Genomic DNA, 26,650 nt, shown 5'->3' with positions numbered 1-26,650 from the left:
TATCTTGTGAAAAACATTGTAGATAAGTTGCGCGCAAGATACCACTATTCGTGGGTGGTTCTTAAGGAGCTGGTGAAAACTGATTTCAAATTGCGCTACCAAGGGTCTTTCTTGGGAGTTGCGTGGTCGGTTTTGCGACCGCTTATGCTGTTTTGCGTAATGTATGCAGTGTTTGCAAAGTTTTTGCGAATGTCGGATGGCACGCCCACCTATCCAGTTGTGCTTTTGCTTGGCATTAGCGCATGGCAGTTCTTTGGCGAGGCTACTTCGATTGGTTTACGTGCGGTGGTAGACCGTGGAGATTTGCTGCGTAAAATCCATTTTCCTAACTATATTGTGGTGGTTTCGGCAACTGTTGGCGCGTTAATCAGTTTTGCAATAAATCTTGTGGTAGTAATCATTTTCGCCATCTGCTCAGGCGTGCAATTTACGTGGTGGGTGCTATTAGTTCCTTTGAATTGTATACAGTTGTACGCATTAGCATTAGGCGTAACGCTGCTGCTAGCAACTATGTACGTGTATTTTCGCGACATTGCGCACTTGTGGGATGTTGTTCAACAAGTGTTGTTTTACGCAATGCCAATTATTTACCCTCTAAGCATGGTGATTGGTAATAATTCTTTAGGAAGATGGGGAACGGTTATTGCAAAAGTGCAGTTACTTAACCCTATTGCACAATGTATTCAAGATTTGCGCCACAATCTTGTAGCACCTCTTACTCAGCCTACTGTGTGGAATTTAGTAGGGTCTCTTTTGCTGATGATGGTTCCGGTAGTATTAACCGTAATCTTGTGTGTGCTCGGCGTCGCAGTGTTCCGCAACTGCAATCGTAAGTTTGCTGAGGTGATGTAATGAGCGAGATTGAGTTGACAAATACTGAAAAAGAAGAGTTGCAACCAGTCGTACTTTCAGTAGAACACGTAGGCAAATACTTTAAGCTACCAACTGAGCAAGCAAGCGGTTTGAAACAGGCGTTTATTAATTGGACGCGTGGTATCAAAGGCTACAAAGAACAGCACGTTCTGCGTGATATCAACTTTGAAGTACGCAAAGGCGACTTCTTCGGCATCGTAGGACGCAACGGAAGTGGCAAATCAACCCTACTCAAACTCATCTCTGGAATCTACGTACCAGACTCCGGACGCATACACGTCAACGGAAAACTCGTGCCATTCATTGAGCTTGGCGTAGGCTTCAACCCAGAACTAACCGGTCGCGAAAACGTGTTTTTAAATGGAGCACTATTAGGTTTTACGCGCTCGCAAATTGAAAACATGTATGACGATATAGTGCATTTTGCAGAACTTGAAGAGTTTATGGATCAAAAACTTAAAAACTACTCTTCTGGTATGCAAGTGCGTCTTGCATTTTCAGTTGCAATTCAAGCTCAGGGAGATATTCTAGTACTTGATGAAGTTCTTGCAGTTGGAGATGAAGCTTTTCAAAGAAAATGCGATGAATATTTTGCAAAAGTCAAAAAAGATGCTAACAAAACAGTTATTCTTGTTACGCACGATATGAACGCAGTAAAGCGTTATTGCAATAAAGCTGTTCTTATTAAGAATGGCGAAGTGATTGTTAACGGAGATAAAGACGATGTTGCAAATCGTTACACTCTAGAAAATCTTTCTAGCCAAAATGGCGGAGAAAGTGAAGATAGTTATGCTGTTGGCTTGAATGAGCGAGTGCCATTTATGCGCATTGTTCCTTTGAGTAAGCAGTTGCTTAATTGTAAAGAAAAATTCCGTTTTGCTATTGAATATGAATTCAATGAGCCTGGAAAATATTTTATAGCTGTAGCAATGCACGACATAAAACGTGGGGGAATCACGTATGATTCTGGAGCAGATAAAATTGAGCTCGAAGGAACAGGAAGACAAAAAGTTGAATTTGAAGTGCCTCTTAAAATCTTAAATAATGGCGAATTTAAGCTTGTTGCCTCTCTTCGTACTAGAAGCAAAACTGATCCTGAATTAACAGATATGGTTGCGTTTACTAACGACAGTAATTCATGCATGTTTGCTGTAAGAGATAGTCGAAACCGTGAGTATGCGCTCTTAAATGACAATGCAATGACTTTTACTTGCTTAAAGCATTATAAATGCTAGCTTTATTTATTGCTGGTTTTATATGTGTTAAAGGCTAAAAATAAGGGTGTTTTAGTAATGAATTTCTTTAATCTAGATGTTAATGCAAAAGCTTATATAGACTCTTTAAGCGAGCGTCAACGCAGGCTTATTGTGGGTGCTATAAATTATCATTCATTAACTGCACCGTCTAGAACTTTGCAATATCAAGTTTACATGGGTCAAAAATGGCAGTATCCGCGATTGGCTGATTTTTCAGTTTTTGACGGTGCTTGTACAAAAAACGAAGGATTAAAACCAATCGCAACTTTTAGTGCACGATCAACTGTTAAAACTAATAGCGAATACACAAAAGAATTTTGGAATGAAGGCAAACTGTTTAAAGATAATGGCGTTAGGTATTTGTTGCTGACACCAGATGATGCAACCGACGATGATGTGATGTCTCACTGGGCTTCTGATACGTTAAAGCAGCACATTTACAAAGAGTGTGAATTACACGCACCTTCTATGTTTGATGTTGTTAGGGAAGTAATGCGCAAAAAACGCGAGTGTGATTCGAAGAAACTTGTTGAAGCGTATTGTCCTTGGAATAAAAAGAAGTTTGATTATGTTGCAAATGCTCACCAAAGAGAAATTGCAAAACAAGAAAATTGGGATTTATCAAATATAAAAGATGCTAGATTGGACTGTGTTTCTCCTGCTAAAAGAGTTGAAGGAGCTAAAAAAGCTATTATTATAGGTTTGCATTGGTTGCAAGCTGGTGGTGCAGAAAGATGGGCTGTAGAAACAATAAAACTTGCCAAAAAAGCTGGTTTTGTGCCAATTGTTATCACAGATAGAGACGGTCACCAGCCGTGGATCACGAAAGATTTCTGTGATGATGCTCTTGTGTTACCACTTACTCCACCAATTAGAGAATATTGGGCGGATGTTCCACTTTTAAGATCTTTGTTTGAGCAATTTGACATTAAAGCAATAGCAATACACCATTGCCAATGGCTTTACGACCATATTTGGTGGGTTAAACAATTCTTCCCAGAAACACATATTATTGATTCGCTGCATATTGTTGAATACATAAATTGTGGAGGATATCCGCATGAAGCTGTAACACACGATAAGTGGATTGATTTGCACCATGTTATTTCTCCACAACTTGAAAATTGGTTGCATGATGTGCATGGTATTGAATCTTCCAAGATTGTTGACGCTCCACTTATTGGTCTTACTGCTGGAATTGGAAACGATTGCGTATCGCCGAGAAAAAATAAAAATGTTCTGAATGTTGCTTTTGTTGGAAGGATTGCAAGACAAAAACGTCCAGAAGCGTTTGTTCTTGTTGCAAAAGCTTTAAACAAAAAATATCCAGGGAAATTCCACTTTATTTTGCATGGAGATGGCGAATTAGACACATTTGTTTCAGAACTTATATCTAGGTATGGTCTTGAAAACGTTATTGAGCGCAGATCTATGAAAATTCCAGCTCAAAAAACGTATGATGATGCGGACGTGCTACTTATTAGCTCTGTAAACGAGGGTATTACGCTTACAACTATTGAAGCACTTTCTAATGGAGTTCCAGTAATTTCATCGGATGTTGGATCGCAAAAAACTGTTATAGCAAAAAGTGCGTTATTGCCAAGAATGACTTCTAGTTTTGTTAAAGCGTCTGTAAAGGAATTGTTTAAGATTATGGAGAATGATTCATATCGTTCATTATTGTTAAAAGAAGAAGTTGAAAAATTGCGCAATTTCGCAAAACTCGAATCTGCAGAAACGTTATTTACTAAGTTATTTGAAGAATGGAGCAAGTAATGTCAAATGCTCAAGTAGTGGATGCTAATAAATCAAAAGATAGCGTTAATGTTGCGGCTGTTGTAGTAACTTTTAACAGGTTAGAGAAACTAAAAACCGTATTGGCTTCGTTAGAATCTCAAACGCGACTTCCAAATCAACTAATCATTGTCAACAATGCTTCAACTGATGGCACGGATAAATATTTGGAAGAGTACACTCGCGATTTTGCGAATGGTCATTTGGAGAATCGAGTAAATCTTACTGTTGTAAATTTGCCAGAAAACGTTGGCGGTGCAGGCGGTTTTAGTGCTGGTATGCGTAAAGGGTACGAGCTTGGCGCAGATTTCGTGTGGATTTTTGACGACGATGGCTACCCTCAGCCACAAGCTTTGGAAAAGCTTCTAGATGGATTTAATGCTGCCGTAGGTGAGCTTGGTGCGGATGTTCCGTATGCTTGCTCAATGGTGAAGTTCGTGGACGGATCGATTTGCGAAATGAACAATCCAGTACCAACGTGGGATTGGGGAAGGCTTATTGCTAAAGGATTTAACAATCTCGTTATGGTTACAAGCTGTTCGTTTGTGTCGGTGCTTATTCCTCGTTGGGTTATAGAAAAGTACGGATTGCCATTTAAAGAATACTTTATTTGGTTCGATGATGCCGAATATACACTTCGTATTACGCGTGTATGCCCGGGCGTGCAGGTTCTCGATAGTGTAATTATGCATGACATGGGAGCAAACAAGGGTGTGAACTTTACAATGATTGACAAAAAGAATGCTTGGAAATTCGCATACGGCGTGCGTAATCAAGCATCTTACCGTTTGCATCACGAAGGTAAAGCAAAATACTTGCTTTTCTGCGCAAATGTAGTTCGTCAAATGCGAAGAGGGCATGTTGAGAGAAAGTTGCGCCGCAAAATGATTGGTCAAATGCTAAAAGCGATTAGATTTAATCCAAAAGTTGATTTTCCTAAAAATAAGTAGCGCAACAAGCGAAATGCTAGGTTAATAACTGGAATAGCTTAATAACGGGAATATATAAAGCATAATTTCAAAATAGACGTATCTTATAAAGGAATAAAATGTACGAAAAAGCAAAATCAGCAACTTACCCAGATTTAGTAGTTGTTGGAGCAGGATTGTTCGGCTTAACTGTAGCTCAGCAAGCAGTGGAGCATACGGGCGCTCGCGTTGAAATTATTGACGTTCGAAATCACATCGGTGGAAACGCTTACTCGTATTTTGACGAGCGCACAGGAATCGAAATTCACAAGTACGGAGCGCATCTTTTCCACACAAGCAACAAGCGCGTGTGGGATTATGTGAATCGTTTTACGTCGTTTACTAACTACGTACATCGCGTGTACGCAACGCACGACGGCGAAGTGTATCCGCTGCCAATCAACTTGGGTACAATTAACCAGTTCTTCCACGCGCACTACACGCCAGAGGAAGCAAAGGCTTTGATTGCAAGCCAAGCGGGGGAGTTGGCTGGCAAAGATTCGCAAAATTTGAACGATAAGGGCATTAGCTTAATTGGTCGTCCGCTTTATGAAGCGTTTATTAAAAACTACACGGCAAAGCAGTGGCAGACGGATCCTTCCGAGCTTCCTGCTGGAATTATTAAGCGCTTGCCTGTGAGATTTAACTATAATAATCGCTACTTTAAGGACACTTGGGAAGGCTTGCCTACGGACGGCTACACGGCTTGGATGCAGCGCATGATTGACGATCCGCGTATTCACGTTTCGCTTGGTGTAGACTTTTTCGACGAGTCGCAGCCGTTTAATAAGCGCGCGTTGGCGGAGGCTGGAGTGCCGGTTGTTTATACCGGTCCGGTTGATAGGTATTTTGACTATGCGCTCGGCGAGTTGAAGTGGCGCACTGTGGACTTTAAGGAAGTGCGTTACGAGGAGAGCGACCACTTTGGCTGCCCAGTCATGAATTATTCGGATGCGGACGTTCCGTTTACGCGTGCGATTGAGTTTAAGAACTTTAATCCAGAGCGTGAAGAAGTTGGCGGAGAGGCTAGCGGTGAAGCTAGCGATTGTGCAACTTTCGTGCCGGGTAAAAGCGTGAAAGCTGGTGAAACTGTAGTGTGGCAGGAGTATTCTCGCGCTGCAACTCGCGACGATGAGCCTTACTATCCTGTGAATACTGATGCAGATAAAGCCTTGTATGCTCGCTATGCGGAGCTTGCTGCGGCTGAGCCTCGCACAGTTTTCGGCGGTCGCTTGGGCACTTACAGCTATTACGATATGCACAACGTAATCGACATGGCTTTGCGCGCTTACGAATCTCAAGTAGCGCCGTTGCTGGCTTAGGTGGTTTGGCGGGCGTTCTTGCGATTAGCCGCCGCGCGCGTAACCTGAAAGCGCGTAACCTGAGCGCGCGCTAAAACGGCAATCAGGGACACGGATGCAGTTTGCTGACTGCGCGAGTGTCCCAAAACAAGCAAAATCCGGCCCTAATGCAGAACGCAATCTGCGCGAGTGTCCCCAAAAAGGTTGTCGGCGCGCGCGAGTTTGCAATATCCGCGATTTGTGGTATTCTATTTAAGTTGTTTGCTTGGCAAGCAGTTTGATTGCTAAGTTAGCAGTTTGGAGAATTCGCCTAGTGGTCTATGGCGCACGCTTGGAAAGCGTGTTGGTGTAACAGCCTCACGAGTTCGAATCTCGTATTCTCCGCGCCTAGGGCTTCTGGCCAATCGCTAGAAGCCCTTTTTTCATGCCGAAAACCCGATTGCCGCTTACCCGACGTCGCGCATGTTACACTCTAATCACTCAGGCAGGTCGTCGAGCGCAATTTCGTCACCCAAATTCAGTGCCCTAATTCAGCGTAATGCTGCTCGACTTGCGCTTTAATAGGCTTCCATAAATCAGCGTGAGAGTCGTACCACGATATTGTTTCTTGCAATTCTTGCTTCAAATTATTGTGTTTAGGCTCCCATTTTAATTGTGTTCGAATTTTCGTAGTATTTAGTGCGTAACGCCTATCCTCGCCTATTCTGGGATTTACATACGTTATATTTGTTTCTGGCACGCCCATTATCTGCATCAAAATCCGCAAAATATTTATGTTGTTAATTTCACAGTTGGCACTAATATTATATGTTTCACCGATTGTTCCACGCGTTAGAACGTGCCATATTGCGTCGCAATTATCTTCAACGTGAATCCAATCGCGTATCGAATCTCCTGCGCCGTACAATTTTGCTGGCATATTGCACATAATATTTGTAATTTGGCGAGGAATAAACTTTTCAATATGCTGTCGTGGCCCGTAATTATTGCTGCTATTCGAAATAGTTGCGCGCAAACCGTAAGTTCTACACCATGCTTTTACCAAGAGGTCGCCTGCAGCTTTGCTTGCAGAATATGGACTAGATGGACAATATGGGCTTGACTCGTCGAATTTAAGCACGCTGTCAATAGGAAAATCTCCGTAAACTTCATCGGTACTTACTTGATGGAAGCGAATATTATATTTGTGTGCAAATTTAATGAGTGTATGCGTTCCTAAAATATTTGTGCTTATAAACGGGTCAGAAAACTCGATTGCATTATCGTTGTGTGATTCTGCAGCAAAATTTACGATTGCGTCTATAGCAGGAAGTGTTGTTCCTTCTGCAGTTTTAATTGGATTATGCGGATCTAATAGCTGATCAACTATATTTTCGTCTCGAATATCTCCGCGAATAAAAGCGTATCGGTTGTTTGCAAAATCTTGAGGTAAGTCGTAAAGATTTGCCATATTCCCAGCGTAAGTAAGCAAATCAAGTACCGTAACAGCAACCGTTACATGATATTTAGCTATGTAATGCACAAAATTAGATCCAATAAAACCTGCGCCGCCAGTAACTAAAATGTGGTGTGGTTGAAAAATATTACTGTTTGATGCGTAGTTGTGCATGTTTCCGCCTTCATATGACTAGTGCGTTGGTTTATGGCTTAAGTCACGTTGTTATTTTGGTTTATTTCGTTGATTTTATTGTTTAATGCGCGCATTTTGAATTGTAATTTTTTAATACTATACATTTCTTTCGTGTGTGCAAGTAGAGTATGTTTTTCTAAAGTGTTGTTTACCAGCAAATTAGTTGAGTAGATGTGCAATAATTACTGCATGTTTGCTTGTTTTGGGGATGCGAGGTGAATCTAATAATGGTTAAGTTTTCTTGGCGTAGCAGTGCGCATGATTTGGATTCATCAAATATTGATTCCTCTTCAACAAAAAAGCAACAATCTTCAAAATTGCAATCAACAGGTTCAAAGACTTTTGACACATCAAAATCTGCAACAAAAGCAATCGAAGGTACTCCAAATAAACCTAATCCAGCGTTAAATCATTCTACAAACGCTATTCTTGTAGGAATATTTTTAACTCTTTTAGGTGGCGCATTTTGGGGTGCAAACGCAACAGTTTCGAAAATCCTCATGTCGACGTATCGCGTATCTCCTTTGCAAATCGCTTGCGTTCGTCAAATTGCTGCTGGCATGTTATTTGTCATTACTGCTGCAGCTTGCACTCCTAAGCAGTTAAGTGGTGCTGTGAAAACTGGTCGTACTTGGATTTCAATGGCTATTACGGGAATTGTGTGCGTTCTTCTTACGCAAGTTTCGTATTTATGTACTATTGATTGGACTAATTCTGGCACTGCTACTGTGCTTCAAAGCCTTAACTTACTGTTTGTTTTGGTTTATGCGTGTTTCCACACTCGCCGCGTGCCAACTATGCGCGAAACTATTGGAGTTGTGCTAGCTTTTGCAGGAACTGCTTTAATGGCTACAGGTGGTAATCTTTCTTCACTGTCTTTGCCTGTTATGGGTTTGCTTTGGGGGCTTGCAGATGCTGCGTCTACAGCGGCGCTTGCTATTATGCCTGTGAAATTGATTGCAAAATGGGGAAATCTGACTGTTAATGGCATTACGTTTATTATTTCTGGTTGTATCATGCTCCCGTTTGTGCGACCGTGGGAAACGATGCCTGCATTAGATTTGCGCGCTATGCTGCTTTTTGCTTTTACCGTTATTGCTGGAACTTTTGGAGCATATTGGCTGTTCTTAGAGGGCATTATGCGAGTAGGTTCTGTTCGTGGCACTTTGCTTGGAGCTAGCGAGCCTGTTACTGCTGCAATTACTGCTGTTATGTTTACTGGAGCTGTTTTTTCATGGGCAGATTTTGTGGGATTCGGGCTTATTTTCGTAATGATGATTTTGCTTTGCAAGCGTAGTTCTTAATGATTTTAAAGTAACGCGCTAAAATAAAACGCTTGTTGTGTCGTACGAGGCGCACAAGCTGCTAAAATAGAAAGCGACTATGTCGCGCAACACCAGTTTGCAAACGGGAAGGCAATTATGTCAACAATTCTTGAAGGCAATCCAAAAAAGCAGATGATGTTAGTTACGGGTCGCGCATACCCAGAACTTGCTAATGAGACTGCACAGTATCTTGGTATTGATGTGCTTGAGACTACTGCCTACGATTTTGCGAATGGCGAAATGTATGTGCGCTTTACTCAGCCTGTTCGTGGTTCGGATGTGTTTGTGCTTCAGGCACACACGAATCCTATTAACAATTGGATTATGGAACAGCTGCTTATGGTCGATTCTTTGCGACGCGCATCTGCTCGCAGTATTAACGTGGTTGCACCGTTCTTTGGATATTCTCGCCAAGATAAGAAGCATCAGGGACGTGAGCCTATTACTGCTCGACTCATGTTTGACTTATTCCGCGCTGCTGGTGCCACGCGCATTTTGACTGTTGACATGCACGCAACTCAGGAGCAGGGTTTCTTTGACGGGCCTGTTGACCATTTGACTGCGATGCCTGTGCTTATTGATTATGTGCGAAACTCTATGAAGCTCGATAATGCAACTATTGTGTCTCCTGATGCTGGTCGCATCAAAGTCTCTGAGCAATGGGCTGCAAAACTTGGCAATTTGCCTCTTGCTTTTATTCATAAAACGCGCGATATTACGCGCCCTAACCATGCTGAAGCTCACGGCATCATTGGTGAGATTAAAGGACGCGATTGCATTGTTGTAGACGATATGATCGATACTGCTGGCACTATTTGCGAAGCTGTACGTACTTTGCGTGAGGCTGGAGCAAAATCTGTTACTTTGGTTGCAACGCATGCTTTGCTTTCTGGACCTGCTGTTGAGCGTTTGAAAGCTGCTGGAGTTCGCGAGATTATTGTGACGGATACAGTTCCTGTGCCTGAAGAGAAGCGTCTTGATAATATGACGGTTCTTTCGATTGCGCCGCTTCTTGCTGCTGGCATTCGTTCCGTGTTCCGCTCTGGATCGCTTGTGTCGCTTCGCAACGCACTTCCGGAAGATATGAAGCAGCATAATATTTACGCATAAAAAATGTATAAAAGCGCATAAAGAGCATATAAAAACGCATGATGTGTAAAATTAAAACAAATAACCGCATAATTCGCGTTAATGCATAGACTTTATGCATTAACATGCGGGTTCAAAACGGCAGGAGGCAAATATGGTCGCCAATAACACAACAGCAGTTGCAGAAAATAATGAATCGCAAGAAGCGTTGCAATCTGATGCTTTCAGGGCGATTATTACCGTTGTCGGCTGCGATACCGTTGGTATTATTGCAAAAGTTACTTCACATGCTGCCGAGCATAATGTAAATATTTTGAATATTTCTCAAACAATTGTCGACGGATTCTTCAACATGATGATGATTGTTGACGTGTCTACTGTTGATTGCGAATTTGGTGACTTTGCTGCAGGATTAGAAACGCTAGGAGACGAAATTGGCGTGCGTATTCGCTGCCAGCGTAGCAATATTTTCACTGCAATGCACAGAATCTAAAATCCGCAGCAATCTAAGTAAACGTAAGGAAGTACACAATGCTCAACCTGATGGAAGTAAGCGAAACTAATTCGATGATTGAGCAAGAACAGCTCGACGTTCGCACAATCACCATGGGAATTAACCTGCTAGATTGCGCTTGCGAAAACTTGCAGGACGTTTGTAACAAAGTTGAGGAAAAAATCACACGTCTTGCAAAAGATCTCGTCAAAACAGGTAACGATATTTCGCGCGACTATGGAATTCCAATTGTAAACAAGCGAATTACCGTAACTCCAATTTCGCTTGTTGGAGCGTCATCTTGTAAAAAGCCTGAAGATTTTGTGCAAATTGCGCACGCATTAGACAGAGCAGCACACACTGTTGGAGTTGATTTAATTGGTGGGTATTCGGCGCTTCCTGCAAAGTCGATGACTGCAGCAGACCGCATGCTTATTGAGTCGCTTCCACAAGCCTTAAGCGAGACGGAAATTGTGTGCTCGTCTGTGAATGTTGGCTCGACGCGAACTGGTATAGACATGGATTGCGTAGAGTTGCTCGGACGAACAATTAAAAAGATTGCTGAAGCTACAGCTGGAAACGATTCTTACGGTTGTGTTAAATTCGTGGCTTTTTGCAATGCTCCGGACGACAATCCGTTCATGGCAGGCGGCTTCCATGGTGTAACTGAAGGCGATGCTGTAATCAATGTTGGCGTGTCTGGTCCTGGCGTTGTTTCGAGTGCACTCGATGCTGCTAGAGGAAAAGACTTTGCTTTTCTATGCGAAACTATTAAGCGCACTGCGTTTAAGATTACTCGTGTAGGTCAGTTGGTTGCGCAAGAGGCTTCTCGTAGGCTTGGTGTGCCGTTTGGAATTATAGACTTGTCGCTTGCTCCAACTCCTGCAGTTGGCGATTCTGTTGGCGAAGTGCTTGAGAAAATCGGTTTGGATCAGGTTGGTGCTCCCGGCACAACTGCAGCGCTCGCTATGCTGAACGATCAAGTTAAGAAGGGCGGCATTATGGCAAGTAGCTATGTTGGCGGTCTTTCTGGAGCGTTTATACCCGTTTCGGAAGATGCAAATATGATTGCTGCTGCAAAGTCTGGCTGCTTGACTATTGAAAAGCTTGAAGCAATGACATGCGTTTGCTCAGTCGGTCTTGACATGATTGCAATTCCTGGAAACATTTCCGCTGCAACGATTTCTGGCATGATCGCGGATGAATCTGCAATTGGTATGATTAATCAAAAAACTACCGCTGTGCGAATTATTCCAGTAATTGGAAAAGGTGTAGGCGAAATGGCGAACTTCGGCGGATTAATGGGATATGCGCCGATTATGCCAGTAAACCAAACAAGCTGCGAAGCTTTCGTAACTCGCGGTGGACGTATTCCTGCTCCAGTACACAGCTTCAAGAATTAGCGTGCGCTTTGACCGAGCTTGAAATCACAGGATTTCAAGCTCGGTCAAAGCGGAAACTCGCTTAAGTTGGAAGTCCGGGGGACTTCCAACGCGAGTTTCGTAGCGAGCGCGTTACCCGCGCGAGCGTCACCGTTTTTTTCGTTACTGGTGCAGTCGTCAGCGCAAATGCCGGAGAACATGCGCGCTTTTGGGGACTTACACCCCACATAAGTCCACAAAAACGAGAAAGTATGCGCGCAATTGGGGACTTACACCCCACATAAGTCCACAAAAACGAGCGCAGCGCTTCGGCAGGTCGTCGCACGCATAAATCCTACTGCACATTAATGATCACTGGCTCGCTGTGAAGCCCTGGCACGCGCTTATGCTCAAGCCGCGCAACGTATGTGCCGCGATCCACCTTCGGTAAATCTTCATCTGCAACACAGCCTTTTCCGACGGTAGTATTGGTATTCCAAGTGATTTTCTTTTCGAAATGATCACCCTTCGCCATAAGCAGCGGCTTTAATGCAGTGTCACAACTATCAGAACGCCATACTGCATGTGATAAGTAGTCAACGCTCTTACTTGCGTCTTTAAAGTCTTTGTTGTCTTTATTATCTTTCTTTTTATTATCTTTAGTTTCTTGCTTACCTTGCGTAACTTCTTCACTACTATTAATAGTTAGAACAGCATTCATATCCGATGCGTCAATAAGGCAAGAAGAGTTTCCTTCGTACACAAATCGTTCTGTCAACTCAACACTACCGCCCATAGGAACAGTTTGTGACTTAGTAGAAAGCTCAAGACGAATATCTTTATCAGTGCAATGAGGTGTTAATCCAACAGGACGGGGGTCTGGCACTGAATGGCGAACAATGGTAACTTCATGACCAGCAATCGCTTTACTAATAGCGGCAATACCCTTGCTCAAGCTAATAACACAAAATATTGCCAACATAATCAAAAGCAACAAAGCAATACCGACAACAATTCTGCGACGACGATACATTCTTCGTTTTGCTGCGCTCATGTTACGTACGGTCTTACGCACGGGTTTGCGCATCGGGTTGCGAACCGATGTTGCGCTCGCATTGCGATGCGGCTCACGTGGTGACGTAGTTGGCATTGACATATTTACCATTGTAATACATAAGTCGATGAGATGAACTGTACTCACTACACAAGGTAGACTCTCATACAAAGTAATTAAGCTGTTAATTAAAGAGTTACAAAAGCAGCGTAATGAGTTAGTTACTTAAGGTAATGCTAAAGTGCCATCTGGCAATATAGTGATAAGACTGTCATGATCGAGCGAAGTAATGCATTCGCCAAGTTGTGTTTGATTCGACCATAAATTGTTGATCTCGCAACGTTGCAATACCTGCTGTTTTTTATGTGCTTCACGCAATGCCTGCAAAATAATGCCGCGCACTTGCCGATTAGTGCCGGCAAAATGCTGCTGGGGGCGGGTATGGCGGCCAAGACCTGGAAATCCAGCAGCTTTGAAACGGCACCATGTTTGCAAAGGACATGCAGTGCATTGCGGAGATCGTGCTGTGCAAATGGTAGCACCAATTTCCATAATTGCCTGATTCCAAACGGATGAAGTGCAGGTAGTGTTGGTGGTGTTAGTAGCGTTAGCAGTGGCAGCAGTAACATGGTTATCTTCTGGCAATACTGCGGCAGCAAGCTCGCGGTCAGATTGCGTTGTGCTGCCACCATGCGATTCAGTTCCAGTAAAAGCGCGCATAAGTACGCGGCGAATATTTGTATCAATCACCGCAATGTGCTTGCCATAAGCAAAGCTGAGTATTGCACTTGCTGTGTAATCGCCTACGCCTGGCAAGGCAATAAGTTCTTCATAGGTGCATGGCAGCTTATTGCGATATCTTGTTGCTACAACTTGAGCACAAGATTGTAAACGTAACGCGCGTCGAGGGTAGCCGAGGCGACCCCAAGCTGTAATAATTTCAGCACTCGTAGCGTGAGCTAGTGATTGTGCATCTGGCCAAGTTTGCATCCAAGTGAGCCAATAGGGTACAACACGGCTCATTTGCGTTTGCTGGCTCATTACTTCACACACAAGCACACCCCAAGGGGTAGTGTGCCCAAACCTCCAAGGCAAATCGCGTGCGCAACTATGCCAAAAAAGTGCAACATTATCGCGCGTAAGTGTTGCCAATTCGCGCAATGGCTGAGAAGTTTCTTCGGTGAGATGTTCTTCGGGGAGAGATTGTGAATCTTGTTGCATGCTTAATTATGTAAACGTCGTATACTTTTGTGATTACTTTCCGCCTGTAAAACCGAGTTGTCTCCACGCTTCATACACTGCAATAGAAGCGCAATTTGTAAGATTCAAACTACGAAGTGACGGGCGCATAGGAAGACGCACCTGCTCTGCCACGTGCGGGCCTGCCATAACATCCATTGGATCAGGAATATCTCCTGGTTCTGGTCCAAAAAGCAGAATATCGTTCGGCTTATATTCAATTTCAGTGTAAAGTTTCGTAGCATTCGCAGTAAACGCAATAATTCGCGAATTTGGCATTGACTCAACTAAATTCTCAAAATTTGGGTGCAAAACAACGTGAGCCATATCGTGATAATCCAAGCCTGCGCGACGTAATTTAGTATCGTGCAAATTAAAACCAAGCGGCTCAACCAAGTGCAAAATAGTGCCAGTTACAGCGCAAAGTCGAATTGCGGAACCTGTATTTCCTGGAATACGAGGGGAGTAGAAGCAAAGGTGAGGAGTGTGCGTTTCTGCGCGCGCTGCGTCGTCGGCGCTGAGCATTGCGTCCATAACGCTAATTGGATTTCCGTGAGCGTCGGTTACAAGCTCGTCTGGGCCATAATTTGATTTGCGGTAGCCGTACTCGTACATTTGCTCTACGCGGCTTGCTGCTGCTTTGTGTGCTTCTGTTTGCTTTTCGGTTTTGGCTGCGGCTTCTTGCGTATTCTCGCTGTTATTCATGCTATTCCTTAGCTTTTTAAGTATCTTTACGTAACTTCGTAATCGTAACGTATTTAGTTTACTCGCAACTTGTATCGTTTGCCGTGGCGCGAGTTTTGGGGGATTTCTTTCCTCGCATGTGCTACGACCTGCTTTCACACAGCATTGTGCGCGCGAAAGCAACTCGGAGCGTGAGCTTGCTCAAGTTGAAAGCACGGTGTGCTTTCAACGCAAGCTCAGTAGCGAGCGCGCTTTGCGCGTGAGCGTTCCTTCGTCGCTCTATTCTTAAACTTTTTTAACGATAAGCTCGCGTTTTATTACGCTCGCTTATGAAACTCGCGTTGGAAGTCCACTGGACTTCCAACTTTAGCGAGTTTCCGCATTGAAGTGCCTCCGCGCACTACGCTTTAAGCGCTCCGGCAAGTCAATGCGCAGTCCTCTTTTAGTGCTCGTAAAGAAATCCCCCAAACTCTGCATGCTAATTCGTTAATAACCGTGCCTTATCGCAGAGATTTTTCGATTTTTCTTCTTCACTCGGCGAATCAGCAGCCTACGGCTCTGACGTTCGCCTCGCTCAGTGCGAAAAATCTCAAATCTCACCACACGAATATTCGTTCCACTGAAGTAGAGAATATTAAGCATCCCAGAAATTGCAAGCGCTAGAGCGGACTTTTTTTATTAATAAGGAAGTCTTTAGTTTTTGGTAAAGTAGAGGTTCTGTGTAAGGTGTGTCATATAGCGGGCATGCTCATGGAACCGAAGAAGGCGCCCGCGCATCGCAACTTGCTTATTTGGCAGTTTCGTTTGCCGCGATTTTCTTTAGTTTTTCAAAGATTAAATAGTTAACTAGCGAGTGATAAAGGAACGTCCATTGGCTGCTGAACAAGCTATGACGAGCACCACGAAAGTCATCGCACGTGCTGACGAACATGATATTAAGTTGCATAAAGCGTCAGATCGTGTGAATTTTGGCTCCATTTGTGAGCCTATTGATGTGCCATACCTCCTCGGCGTGCAAACCGACAGCTTTGATTGGTTGATCGGCTCTGAACGCTGGAAGAAGCGCGTTGCAGAAGATGAAGCAAACGGAACTCACACCGTGCCTCATGTTTCTGGTCTCGATGAAGTATTCCAGGAGATTTCCCCAATTGAGAACTTTGCTGAGACAATGAGTCTCACATTCTCTGATCCATACTTTGAAGAGCCACGCCACACTGTGCTCGAGTGCAAGGAAAAGGATTACACCTATTCTGCTCCACTTTATGTGAATGCTGAGTTTGAAAACGGCGAAACTGGTGAAATTAAGAGCCAAACTGTTTTCATGGGTGATTTCCCACTTCAAACTCCACACGGTACTTTTATTATTGGCGGCACCGAGCGAGTAATTGTTTCGCAGCTTGTGCGCTCTCCAGGCGTGTATTTTGATCGCACGCAGGATCGCACTTCCGACAAGGATGTTTTCGGTGCGAAGATTATTCCAAGCCGCGGTGCATGGCTGGAATTTGAGATCGACAAGCGTGACGTTTTAGGCGTTCGCGTTGACCGCAAGCGTAAGCAGTCTGCAATCGTATTCCTTATGGCTATTGGCATGACGAAAGACGAAATTGCCGATGCTTTCCAAGGATACCCACTTGTTTTGGATGCGCTCGCAAAAGAGCCTATCGAAACGCAAGACGATGCACTTACCGATTTGTACCGTAAGATTCGCCCTGCAGATACTGCAACTCCAGAAGCTGGTCGCAACCTTCTCGATTCCTTCTACTTCAACACAAAGCGTTACGATTTGGCTCGCGTTGGTCGCTATAAGATCAACCGCAAGCTCGGCATTGAAGCAGATTACAGCGATCGTAGCTTGAACCGCGAAGATATTATCGCAACTATTAAGTACTTGGTAACGTTGCATTCCGGCGAAAAAACCTTCCCAGGTAAGCGCGACGGTCAAGACGTGCAGTTGCGCGTTGACGTTGACGATATCGATCATTTCGGCAACCGTCGTATTCGTCAGGTTGGCGAGCTTGTGCAGAATCAGCTTCGTACCGGCTTAAGCCGCATGGAGCGCGTTGTGCGCGAACGTATGACAACTCAGGATGCAGAGGCAATTACTCCTCAGTCCTTGATTAACATTCGTCCAGTAAACGCAACTATTAAGGAATTCTTCGGAACTTCCCAGCTCAGCCAGTTTATGGATCAAAACAATCCTTTGGCAGGAGTTACGAACAAGCGTCGTCTTTCCGCACTTGGTCCTGGTGGTCTTTCTCGCGATCGCGCTTCTATGGAAGTTCGAGACGTGCACCCATCCCACTTCGGACGTATGTGCCCAATCGAATCCCCAGAAGGTCCAAACATCGGTCTTATCGGTTCTTTGGCAACCTTCGGACGCATCAACCCATTCGGCTTCATCGAAACCCCATACCGCAAGGTTGTGAATGGTCACGTAACTAACGAAGTTGAATACATGACTGCAGACCGCGAAGCCGAGCACGTTATTGCTCAAGCAAACCAGGAACTCGACGAAAACGGCAACTTCGTTGGCACTCAAGCACTTGCTCGCGTGGACGAAGAAGAAGCAGTCGATGTGCCTGTAAGCACTGTAGATTACATGGATGTTTCCCCACGTCAGATGGTTTCCCTTGGTGCTTCCTTGATTCCATTCTTGGAGCACGATGAAGGTCACCGTGCATTGATGGGTACGAACATGCAGCGTCAGGCTGTGCCGCTTATTAAGTCGGAGCGACCACTTGTTGGTACCGGTTCTGAATGGCGTGCAGCAGTTGATTCTGGCGACGTAATCTTGGCTGAAAAGCCGGGCGTAGTAACTTACGTTTCTGCAGATATTATTCGCGTTATGAACGACGATGGAACTCAGTCCAGCTACAAGCTTTCAAAGTTCCAGCGTTCTAACCAGACTACTTGCTACAACCAAGTGCCGCTTATTAAAGATGGTGAGCGTGTTGAAGCTGGTACTGTTTTGGCAGACGGTCCTGCAACCGAAAAGGGCGAACTTGCATTGGGTAAGAACTTGCTCGTTGCATTCATGCCTTGGAACGGTTACAACTACGAGGATGCTGTGATTATTTCCCAGCGTCTTGTGCAAGATGATACGCTTTCTTCTATTCACATTGAAGAATACGAAATCGACGCTCGTGAAACCAAGCTTGGTTCCGAAGAGATTACTCGTGACTTGCCAAACGTTGGTGAAGATGCGATTGCAAATCTTGACGAGCGCGGCATTATTCGCATCGGCGCTGAAGTCGAAGCCGGCGATATTTTGGTTGGTAAGGTAACTCCTAAGGGCGAAACCGAGCTTACTCCAGAAGAGCGTTTGCTTCGTGCAATCTTCGGTGAAAAGAGCCGCGAAGTGCGCGATACTTCTTTGCGCGTGCCACACGGTGAGACTGGTACTGTGATTGCAGTTAAGGAAATCACTCGTGAAGACGCTGAAGACGACGGTGACGAGCTTCCAAACGGCGTGAACCAAATGATTCGCGTTTACATTGCTCAGCATCGTAAGATTACGCAAGGCGATAAGCTTTCCGGTCGTCACGGCAACAAGGGTGTTATTTCCCGCATTTTGCCAGAAGAAGATATGCCATTCTTGGCTGATGGTACTCCAGTTGACATCATGCTTAACCCGTTGGGTGTGCCTTCTCGAATGAACTTGGGTCAGGTGCTCGAGCTTCACTTGGGTTGGATTGCTCACGCTGGCTGGGATATTAACTTGGATCCAGACTTGGAAGCAGCTTGGAAGAAGTACGTGCCGCAAGGTGCTGAGCATGGCGATCCATGCACTCCAGTTGCAACACCAGTATTCGACGGCGTGCGCCCAGAAACTTTGAAGGGCTTGCTTTCTACAACACTCGCAAATCGCGATGGTGACAAGCTTGTTGGCTCCGACGGTAAGGCAACCTTATTCGACGGTCGTACTGGTGAGCCATTCCCGAAGCCAATTTCTGTGGGCTACATGTACATTTTGAAGCTGCATCACTTGGTTGATGATAAGATTCACGCACGTTCCACTGGTCCTTACTCCATGATTACCCAGCAGCCGTTGGGTGGTAAGGCTCAGTTCGGCGGTCAGCGCTTCGGCGAAATGGAAGTGTGGGCGCTCGAGGCTTATGGTGCTGCTTACACATTGCACGAAATGATGACTACGAAGTCTGATGACGTCGACGGTCGCGTGCGCGTGTATGGTGCTATCGTCAAGGGCGATAACCTGCCACCAGCTGGCATTCCTGAATCCTTCAAGGTGTTGCTTAAGGAAATGCAGTCGCTTTCCCTTAATGTTGAAGTGTTGAACGCTGAAGGCGTTGCAATCGACATGAAGGATGAAGAGGACGACCCAGTTTCATCTTCCGACGATCTTGGCTTCAATATTGGCGCTCGACCAGATTCGTCCGCCAAGGAAGATCAGATTGCTGTTGAACCTGAATACCAGTGATTCGGTAACGAACACACTTTAAGAAATTAAGAAACGTTAAAAACAATTTCATGAGACAGGACGATAAGAGTGCTGGACGTCAACGCATTTGACAAACTGAGGATTGGACTGGCAACCGCCGAAGATATCCGTAGCTGGAGCCACGGCGAAGTAAAGAAGCCAGAAACCATTAATTACCGTACCCTAAAGCCAGAGAAGGACGGTCTGTTCGGTGAGCAGATCTTCGGTCCAACTCGCGATTGGGAGTGCGCATGCGGCAAGTATAAGCGCGTGCGCTTTAAGGGAATCGTGTGCGAACGATGCGGCGTAGAAGTTACCCGCAGTCGCGTTCGCCGCGAACGCATGGGTCATATTGAGCTTGCAGCTCCGGTAACGCACATTTGGTTCTTCAAGGGTGTGCCAAGCCGTTTGGGCTACTTGCTCGACATTGCACCTAAGGATCTTGAAAAAGTAATCTACTTCGCAGCCTACATGGTTACGAAAGTCGACGAAGAGCAGCGTCACCAAGATCTTCCAGATTTGCAAGACGAATTCGATACAGAAATCGGCAACCTTCGCAAGCGTCGTGATAACGAAATTGAAGCGCGCGCTAAGAAAGTTGAAGAAGACTTGCATGAGCTGGAAGAATCTGGTGAAGGCAAAGGTGCTGCAAGATCTAAGTTGCGCGCTAGTGCAGAACGCGAAATGTCTGCTATTCGTACTCGCTATGACGAGCAAATTCAGCGTTTGAACGCCGTATTCGATCGTTTCAAGGGCTTGCGTGCCGGCGATATGGAAGGCGACGTTGACTTGTGGCGCGAGATGGAAGATCGCTATGGCGATTACTTCGAAGGCTGCATGGGTGCTGAAGCTATTAAGAAGCGTTTGCAAGATTTCGATTTGAAGTCTGCTGCCGAAGAACTTCGCGCAGAAATTGACAACGGAACCGGTCAGCGCAAGGCTCGCGCTTTGAAGCGACTGAAGGTTGTAAACGCGTTCTTGACTACTGGAAACAAGCCAGAAGCTATGGTTTTGGACGTAATTCCAGTAATCCCACCAGACTTGCGACCAATGGTTCAGCTCGATGGTGGTCGTTTTGCAACTTCCGATTTAAACGATTTGTACCGTCGCGTAATCAACCGTAACAACCGTTTGAAGCGACTTATTGAGCTTGGTGCTCCTGAGATTATGCTTAATAACGAAAAGCGCATGCTTCAGGAAGCAGTCGATTCGCTCTTCGACAACGGTCGCCGTGGACGCCCAGTAACCGGCGCATCCAACCGACCATTAAAGTCGCTTTCCGACATGCTTAAGGGTAAGCAAGGTCGATTCCGACAGAACTTGCTCGGTAAGCGTGTTGATTACTCCGGCCGTTCCGTAATCGTCGTTGGTCCAAGCCTTCGCATGCATCAGTGCGGTTTGCCAAAGCCAATGGCATTGGAGCTTTTCAAGCCGTTCGTTATTAAGCGTTTGGTAGATCAGGGCTTCGCTCAGAATATGAAGAGCGCAAAGCGTTTGGTAGATCGCGGCGACTCCGAAGTTTGGGGCGTCTTGGAGGAAGTTATTTCCGAGCATCCTGTGCTTCTTAACCGCGCACCTACACTTCACCGCTTGGGTATTCAAGCATTTGAGCCAATTTTGGTTGAAGGTAAAGCAATCCACCTGCCACCACTTGCCTGCGCAGCATTCAACGCAGACTTCGATGGTGACCAGATGGCAGTGCATCTTCCGCTTTCTGCCGAAGCTCAAGCCGAAGCACGCACTTTGATGATGGCTTCCGACAATATCTTGAAGCCAGCAGACGGTCACACCGTTACAATGCCTTCTCAGGATATGATTCTGGGTCTTTACTACTTGTCTACCGTAATTGACGGAGCAAAGGGTCAGGGTCGTATTTTCTCCTCGCTTGCTGAAGCTGAAATGGCTCTCGACAAGCATGAGATTGACATGCAAGCTAAGGTGCTGATTCGAGTTCCTGCAGACTTCGTATTGCCAAAGAATTGGGAGCCTGCTGAGCTTAAGGTTGTTGACCCTGAGCCAGGCAGCCCGGACGTTGTGTGCGAAGAGCGTTTTAAGGACGGAACTGTACTGTTTGCAACTTCTTGCGGACGCATTTTGTTCAACGGAACTTTGCCAGTCGACTATCCGTTCGTAAACGAGCAGGTGCCAAAGGGCGTACTTTCTAAGATCGTCGACGAAATCGCAACCCGCTATTCTACAGCTCAAGTTGCAGCAACACTCGATGCTTTGAAGGATCTCGGCTTTACTCGTGCTCCTTGGTCTGGCGTAACAATGGCATTCTCCGACATTGTGCTTCCTCCAAATCGCGAACAAATCGCGCAAGATTACGAGGATCAGGCTGCAAAAATCAACTCTCAATACGATATGGGTCTTCTTACCGACGAAGAACGTCGTCAAGAGTTGATCAACTTGTGGACTGAATGCACCGACAAGGTTGCAGACGCAATGCGCGAAAACTTCCACGACGACAACAACGTGAACATCATGGTTCAGTCAGGTGCACGTGGTAACTGGATGCAGATTCGCCAGATTGCTGGTATGCGAGGTCTCGTGGCAAACCCTAAGGGCGAGATTATTCCTCGACCTGTTAAGTCAAACTACCGCGACGGCTTGTCCGTGTTGGAGTACTTCATCTCCCAGCACGGCGCTCGTAAGGGCCTGGCAGATACCGCACTTCGTACGGCAGAATCTGGCTACTTGACTCGTCGTCTTGTGGACGTTTCGCAGGAAGTAATCGTGCGCGAAGAAGATTGCGGCACTAAGCGCGGTCTTATGATGAAGATTGCTGATCGCGACGAAAACGGCAATTTGACGCTTGTTAAGGCTGCTGATGGCGGTCCATACTCGCGCTTGCTTGCTGCAGACGTGCTCGATCCTGCTGACGGCACTACAGTTTTGGCAAAGTGCGGAGATGCGCTTTCTATGGACGTTTTGCGCGATTTGGTTGCGCACGGCGTTGAGGAAGTTAAGGCGCGTTCTGTGCTTACTTGCGAATCTAAGCGCGGCGTTTGCGCAAAGTGCTACGGATGGTCCTTGGCTACGAGCCGACTCGTGGATGTTGGCGAGGCTGTTGGTATTGTTGCAGCACAGTCCATTGGTGAGCCTGGTACGCAGCTTACGCTTCGTTCCTTCCACTCTGGTGGCGTCGCTTCGGCTTCTGATATTACTCAGGGTCTTCCTCGTGTTACGGAGCTTTTCGAGGCTCGTACTCCTAAGGGTGAGGCTCCAATCGCTGAGTTCCCAGGCGTTGTGAAGGTTGAGGATACTGACCATGGTCGTCAGGTGACTTTGACTCCAGACGACACTACGGTTGAGCCAATCGTTTACCCTGTGACGCGTCGTGCGCCAATGCTGGTAAAGGATGGCGAGCATGTTGACGTTGGTACGCAGCTGATTGAGGGTTCTGTGGATCCTAAGAAGATTTTGCGAATCCTTGGTCCGCGCGCAGCTCAGGTGAATATTGTGGAAGAAGTTCACAACGTTTACCGTTCTCAGGGCGTTGATATTCACGACAAGCACATTGAAGTTATTGTGCACCAGATGCTTCGCCGTATTACGGTGATCGATTCTGGCGATACGGATCTTCTTCCAGGTGAGCTTGTGGATCAGGCAAAGTTCCGTGAGGCAAACTTGGCTGCCGTTAAGAACGGTGGCAAGCCTGCTGCTGGTCGACCAGAGCTTATGGGTATTACCAAGGCTTCTTTGGCTACGGATTCTTGGCTTTCTGCAGCATCGTTCCAGGAGACTACGCGCGTGCTTACTGAGGCCGCCTTAAGCCAGAAGGAAGATGACCTCAAGGGCTTGAAGGAGAACGTGATTATCGGTAAGCTCATCCCAGCTGGTACCGGTTTGGCGCGTTACCGCAACGCTAACGTGGAGCCGGATCCTCAGGTGCGTGACTCTATTTATCCGAACTTTGGTTTGGGTGGTGCAGATAGCACGCCTTCGAACTTCGGTGAGAGCGATATGGGCGATGTTGACTTCTCCAACATTGATTTTGGCGACATGAAGCTCGGCGACGACTTTAATCCAGATGATTACCTTGATGATCAGGGTGGTCAGGGTGATTACGGCGACGAAGCTGAGTGACGCTAGTCTGATATAAAAATGGGGCTTCAAGCTTTCGGGCTTGAAGCTCCTTTTTTGTTGCGCGTTGGCGGTTTTTCCGCGGGTTTGTGGACTTAGGTGGGGTGTAAGTCCCCAAAAGCGAGCATCCCTCCTCGGGTTTGTGGACTTGGGTGGGGTGTATGTCCCCAAAAGCGAGCATACTTCCTCGCGTTTGTGGACTTGGGTGGGGTGTAAGTCCCCAAATGCTCGCATTGTCCACCTTTTTCACACATGCACTTTTGGAACACCTGCAGATAACAGTTTTTTCTCAAGCTTTCTAGAATCTACAACATCTGCAAAATCGAAGCGCACAATCTTACTTGCTCCACATTCGTAAATAATTCGTTCTCTGTTGCGTTCTCGTTTCACAGCATTACGATCGTATTTAAGTGCTCTGTTTGCGCTGCCAAAATCACCATCAATAAAATTATCAGAAGAGTTGTGATTAATATCGCAATTTAAATTTTTTCCGCATCCAATTAAATACTTATCTGTTCCATCTAATTCTCCAACTATAAGACTCTCATTAACCTTCCATGCAAAATCGGCGCGCAGTGGCCAGTCTGGATTATTGTTATTTTGGAATTCATATTGTAAATAAGGTTTAATAAAGCCCAATTCAAGCATTGCGGCTCTTGCCAGAGATTCCCCAGCGTTTTCGCTTTTTGGTGACGCAAAATTACAAAGAAGCCGCAGTCGTGCAAAAATATCAGTGTCGTCAATGTTTGCAAAATAAGGGTTTTGAGATTTTTCAAAATACTGATGATTATAGAATGGTTGAGCATCTTGTTGATAGCGCGCAAATTCGTAAAATTCGCAACAAGTTTTGTGAATTTTCTCAAGATCAAAGCCTTTTCGGCATGCCGAGTCAAAGGTTGGCAGAGCAATTCTAAATGGTTTGGTCCATGCTTCAACAAATAGAATGTTGTAGATACTAGCGGCATGATCAATTGCGCTTTCTTCTGGCGTTTTAATGTGCCCGAATGTTGAAGTTTTTAGGATTTTTATAGTGTCATTCGTATCTTTATTAGCTTCGTTAGAAGCTGACGATTGAGTGTCATCGTGCTTCTTATGATTTTCTTCGAGCCTAATTCCATTCTCGTCTTCAATAATGTCTGGAAGGTGGACGCGTTTAAGCTGCCGTTTTTCTATCTTTCTTACAGCTTTCTCATTTGTTGATTCAGCAGTTTTGTTTGGATATGGACATGACACGTATATGTTTATTTGTTTTGATTGATTTTTGTATTCTTCAACTATGTCTAGTCCTAGTAGTGCTGCGCCAGATTCTCCGGTATATTTCCAAGATTTTATTTTTATTTTTTTAGCGAGAGTAATAGCTATGTGTCGCACTTTATCTATGTACCATAAGTTTTCCCAATGTGCGCGCCTTGCGTACAATCCGTAGTACGGTTCAACGAGATAGCCGGATTTTAATTGTTTGCGCAGAATTTTGCGCGATTGAGTACACGATGCCATAAAGCATGAGCCTTGATTTTCTGATTCCAAAATGCCTGATAACGTTTTACAATCTTTCATGCTGATGATGCTATTTTTATATGATTCAAGTTGCAATATATCTTTAGAAATGTGGATAAAAGTTATTTTTTATACGCACATTTTTCTATTTGATTTGACAAAATTATATCTTGTTGATAAAGAAGCATGATGCGTTTAGGTGCGTGTGAAGTTGCGCGAGTTTGTGGACTTAGGTGGGGTGTATGTCCCCAAAAGCGCGCACTTTATCCCGTGTTTGTGGACTTGGAGCGTGTGTAAGTCCACAATTGTGCGCATTCTTCCTCGTGTTTGTGGACTTGACTGTACTGTTTCTGCGCGCGGGTCTCTGGTTGCTTGTTTTGACAAGACGCGCATATACTATTATGCTATATATAACATAAACAGGGGGTTGGGGAATTGTTTGATGTGATTTTTTACAGTGAAAAAGCAAGAGTTGTAGGAAAAGCAAGAGTTGCGGCGAATGCGCGCAGTGCAGGGAGCGCACGCAGTGCAGGAAACGCGAATAAATGATTTGCATGAACTCACGGACGAGCTTATGAAGGATCCCGAGTTCAAGAAAGAGTATGATGCGCTTCAGCCGGAAAGAGACTTGACTATGTCGCTTGTGATGGCGAGAAAAAAGGCTGGTTTGACTCAGGCTGAGCTGTCGGAGAAGACGGGTATAAGTCAGTCTGATATTAGCAGGTTGGAAAATGGTTCGAGGAATCCGACTATTGCGCTTTTGAATCGTATTGCAAATGCTTTGAATGCGACTTGCAGGATTGAGTTTGTGCCGAATGCGCGTTGACGTGTTTTAGCGCTGCGATTTAGCGCTCAACTTGCCTTGTACTTTCCAAACGAACTTGTTGGAAATTCCGACAGGTTGACTTTTCGTTAGGAATATAAAGAAAGCACAATCGTGTGCGCGCTTGCGTGAAAAGCCCAGCATAATTTCTAAAGCACAGCCACACTAGCCTGCCCTGCCTTCGTCTTTGTTGACGAAGGCAGACCTCGCTTGCGTTGAAAGCCCACTGGGCTTTACGCAATAAGCAAGCGCTACCGCATTGGGTCGCTTTTCGCGCTACGCTTAAGCGAAAAGCGAGTCAATGCGACACGCCGATGGTTTGAGTTTTGAGAAAAAATAAAAAACGCAAAAAACAAAAAGAGCTGGTTATTTGACACCCCTCAAATGCGTTGTTTTTCAACGATTTTTGTACCGGGGGGGGGGTAGATGCTCAGAAACATAAACATTTGACTGTGTTATACTACATCTCATTTTTCGTTTAAATATCGATTAATATTATATGTACTCACGGTTGAGCGTTATCGCGCAATTTGCGAAAAATAGCTAAATGATGAAAGTTTGCAGTTGTATTTCTGCGTTCGCATCTGTGTGTTTGCACTGATGCTGTCGTCAATGCAATTGTCAGTATGTCATAACGACACAATTGTCAGTATGTCATAACCTTTTGTTTAGCTTGTAACCTGCTGTTGAGCCTAAATAAAGATGTAAGACGATTAGTTTACTTATTGAAGAGAGGAAA

The 26,650-nt window shown here is 45.2% G+C and carries 17 protein-coding genes and 1 tRNA gene; 13 read left to right on the top strand and 5 right to left on the bottom strand.

Going from position 1 to position 26,650, the window contains the following annotated elements; all coding sequences use genetic code 11:
- Positions 1–6 precede the first annotated feature (6 nt).
- The 6 genes from P0108_RS05375 to P0108_RS05350 all read left to right on the top strand — a co-directional run bounded on the left by P0108_RS05375 (position 7) and on the right by P0108_RS05350 (position 6,576).
- On the top strand, positions 7–852 hold the full coding sequence (locus tag P0108_RS05375) for an ABC transporter permease (protein ID WP_064621481.1): 846 nt from the start codon (positions 7–9) through the stop codon (positions 850–852).
- Positions 852–2,108, top strand: coding sequence for an ABC transporter ATP-binding protein (locus P0108_RS05370; protein WP_064621480.1), 1,257 nt, complete (start codon positions 852–854; stop codon positions 2,106–2,108). The genes P0108_RS05375 and P0108_RS05370 overlap by 1 nt, the downstream gene beginning before the upstream one ends.
- Before the next feature lie 57 nt (positions 2,109–2,165).
- Positions 2,166–3,905: a glycosyltransferase gene (locus tag P0108_RS05365; RefSeq protein WP_064621479.1), complete on the top strand. Its 1,740-nt coding sequence runs from the start codon at positions 2,166–2,168 to the stop codon at positions 3,903–3,905.
- Complete coding sequence (locus P0108_RS05360) at positions 3,905–4,873, top strand: glycosyltransferase family 2 protein (RefSeq protein ID WP_064621478.1); 969 nt, start codon at positions 3,905–3,907, stop codon at positions 4,871–4,873. The genes P0108_RS05365 and P0108_RS05360 overlap by 1 nt, the downstream gene beginning before the upstream one ends.
- Positions 4,874–4,971: 98 nt before the next feature.
- On the top strand, positions 4,972–6,213 hold the full coding sequence (locus tag P0108_RS05355) for a UDP-galactopyranose/dTDP-fucopyranose mutase family protein (RefSeq protein ID WP_064621477.1): 1,242 nt from the start codon (positions 4,972–4,974) through the stop codon (positions 6,211–6,213).
- A gap of 278 nt (positions 6,214–6,491) precedes the next feature.
- A tRNA-Ser gene (locus P0108_RS05350) sits at positions 6,492–6,576 on the top strand.
- A gap of 133 nt (positions 6,577–6,709) precedes the next feature.
- Here the strand turns inward: P0108_RS05350 and rfbB are convergent.
- Positions 6,710–7,801 (bottom strand): dTDP-glucose 4,6-dehydratase, encoded by a 1,092-nt coding sequence (gene rfbB, locus P0108_RS05345; RefSeq protein WP_064621476.1) that lies wholly within the window; start codon positions 7,799–7,801, stop codon positions 6,710–6,712.
- 248 nt (positions 7,802–8,049) lie between these two features.
- Here rfbB and P0108_RS05340 point away from each other — a divergent pair, with 248 nt between their 5' ends.
- The 4 genes from P0108_RS05340 (at position 8,050) to P0108_RS05325 (ending at position 12,132) form a co-directional block, all read left to right on the top strand.
- Entirely contained in the window at positions 8,050–9,126 is a 1,077-nt protein-coding gene (locus tag P0108_RS05340; protein ID WP_004109250.1) for a DMT family transporter, read from the top strand.
- Between the two features lie 117 nt (positions 9,127–9,243).
- Positions 9,244–10,257: a ribose-phosphate diphosphokinase gene (locus P0108_RS05335; RefSeq protein WP_102703244.1), complete on the top strand. Its 1,014-nt coding sequence runs from the start codon at positions 9,244–9,246 to the stop codon at positions 10,255–10,257.
- Positions 10,258–10,390: 133 nt separating this feature from the next.
- On the top strand, positions 10,391–10,729 hold the full coding sequence (locus P0108_RS05330) for an ACT domain-containing protein (protein ID WP_004118662.1): 339 nt from the start codon (positions 10,391–10,393) through the stop codon (positions 10,727–10,729).
- Positions 10,730–10,767: 38 nt separating this feature from the next.
- Positions 10,768–12,132 carry a PFL family protein gene (locus tag P0108_RS05325; RefSeq protein WP_102703243.1) on the top strand — a complete coding sequence of 455 codons (1,365 nt, stop codon included), beginning with the start codon at positions 10,768–10,770 and terminating at the stop codon, positions 12,130–12,132.
- A gap of 313 nt (positions 12,133–12,445) precedes the next feature.
- Here the strand turns inward: P0108_RS05325 and P0108_RS05320 are convergent, their stop codons facing one another.
- From P0108_RS05320 to P0108_RS05310, 3 genes are all read right to left on the bottom strand, one after another.
- A complete protein-coding gene (locus tag P0108_RS05320; protein ID WP_257994339.1) occupies positions 12,446–13,255 on the bottom strand; it encodes a peptide ABC transporter permease in 810 nt (269 codons plus the stop codon).
- 114 nt (positions 13,256–13,369) lie between these two features.
- Positions 13,370–14,365, bottom strand: coding sequence for an HhH-GPD family protein (locus tag P0108_RS05315; protein ID WP_473730836.1), 996 nt, complete (start codon positions 14,363–14,365; stop codon positions 13,370–13,372).
- Between the two features lie 33 nt (positions 14,366–14,398).
- Positions 14,399–15,088 carry a tRNA (cytidine(34)-2'-O)-methyltransferase gene (locus tag P0108_RS05310; protein WP_012914445.1) on the bottom strand — a complete coding sequence of 230 codons (690 nt, stop codon included), beginning with the start codon at positions 15,086–15,088 and terminating at the stop codon, positions 14,399–14,401.
- 868 nt (positions 15,089–15,956) lie between these two features.
- Here P0108_RS05310 and rpoB point away from each other — a divergent pair.
- Both rpoB and P0108_RS05300 read left to right on the top strand, forming a co-directional pair.
- Positions 15,957–19,505, top strand: a complete 3,549-nt coding sequence (gene rpoB / locus P0108_RS05305; RefSeq protein WP_033888523.1) for a DNA-directed RNA polymerase subunit beta — start codon at positions 15,957–15,959, stop codon at positions 19,503–19,505.
- Positions 19,506–19,574: 69 nt separating this feature from the next.
- A complete protein-coding gene (locus P0108_RS05300; RefSeq protein ID WP_421782798.1) occupies positions 19,575–23,594 on the top strand; it encodes a DNA-directed RNA polymerase subunit beta' in 4,020 nt (1,339 codons plus the stop codon).
- Positions 23,595–23,837: 243 nt separating this feature from the next.
- On the opposite strand, the gene P0108_RS05295 is transcribed toward P0108_RS05300, so the two are convergent.
- Complete coding sequence (locus tag P0108_RS05295) at positions 23,838–25,088, bottom strand: hypothetical protein (RefSeq protein WP_064621489.1); 1,251 nt, start codon at positions 25,086–25,088, stop codon at positions 23,838–23,840.
- A gap of 526 nt (positions 25,089–25,614) precedes the next feature.
- On the opposite strand from P0108_RS05295, the gene P0108_RS05290 reads away from it, so the two are divergent.
- Complete coding sequence (locus P0108_RS05290) at positions 25,615–25,914, top strand: helix-turn-helix domain-containing protein (RefSeq protein WP_231875263.1); 300 nt, start codon at positions 25,615–25,617, stop codon at positions 25,912–25,914.
- Positions 25,915–26,650: the final 736 nt, after the last annotated feature.

This window comes from Gardnerella sp. c10Ua_244 (assembly GCF_055818055.1).
This window is presented reverse-complemented; position numbering and strand designations above follow the sequence as displayed.

Bases quoted from the DNA above. Each gene is read 5' to 3' on its own strand.
- P0108_RS05370 (WP_064621480.1), top strand. From the start codon at position 852: ATGAGCGAGATTGAGTTGACAAATACTGAAAAAGAAGAGTTGCAACCA.
- P0108_RS05365 (WP_064621479.1), top strand. From the start codon at position 2,166: ATGAATTTCTTTAATCTAGATGTTAATGCAAAAGCTTATATAGACTCT.
- P0108_RS05360 (WP_064621478.1), top strand. From the start codon at position 3,905: ATGTCAAATGCTCAAGTAGTGGATGCTAATAAATCAAAAGATAGCGTT.
- P0108_RS05355 (WP_064621477.1), top strand. From the start codon at position 4,972: ATGTACGAAAAAGCAAAATCAGCAACTTACCCAGATTTAGTAGTTGTT.
- rfbB (WP_064621476.1), bottom strand. From the start codon at position 7,801: ATGCACAACTACGCATCAAACAGTAATATTTTTCAACCACACCACATT.
- P0108_RS05340 (WP_004109250.1), top strand. From the start codon at position 8,050: ATGGTTAAGTTTTCTTGGCGTAGCAGTGCGCATGATTTGGATTCATCA.
- P0108_RS05335 (WP_102703244.1), top strand. From the start codon at position 9,244: ATGTCAACAATTCTTGAAGGCAATCCAAAAAAGCAGATGATGTTAGTT.
- P0108_RS05330 (WP_004118662.1), top strand. From the start codon at position 10,391: ATGGTCGCCAATAACACAACAGCAGTTGCAGAAAATAATGAATCGCAA.
- P0108_RS05325 (WP_102703243.1), top strand. From the start codon at position 10,768: ATGCTCAACCTGATGGAAGTAAGCGAAACTAATTCGATGATTGAGCAA.
- P0108_RS05320 (WP_257994339.1), bottom strand. From the start codon at position 13,255: ATGGTAAATATGTCAATGCCAACTACGTCACCACGTGAGCCGCATCGC.
- P0108_RS05315 (WP_473730836.1), bottom strand. From the start codon at position 14,365: ATGCAACAAGATTCACAATCTCTCCCCGAAGAACATCTCACCGAAGAA.
- P0108_RS05310 (WP_012914445.1), bottom strand. From the start codon at position 15,088: ATGAATAACAGCGAGAATACGCAAGAAGCCGCAGCCAAAACCGAAAAG.
- rpoB (WP_033888523.1), top strand. From the start codon at position 15,957: ATGACGAGCACCACGAAAGTCATCGCACGTGCTGACGAACATGATATT.
- P0108_RS05295 (WP_064621489.1), bottom strand. From the start codon at position 25,088: ATGGCATCGTGTACTCAATCGCGCAAAATTCTGCGCAAACAATTAAAA.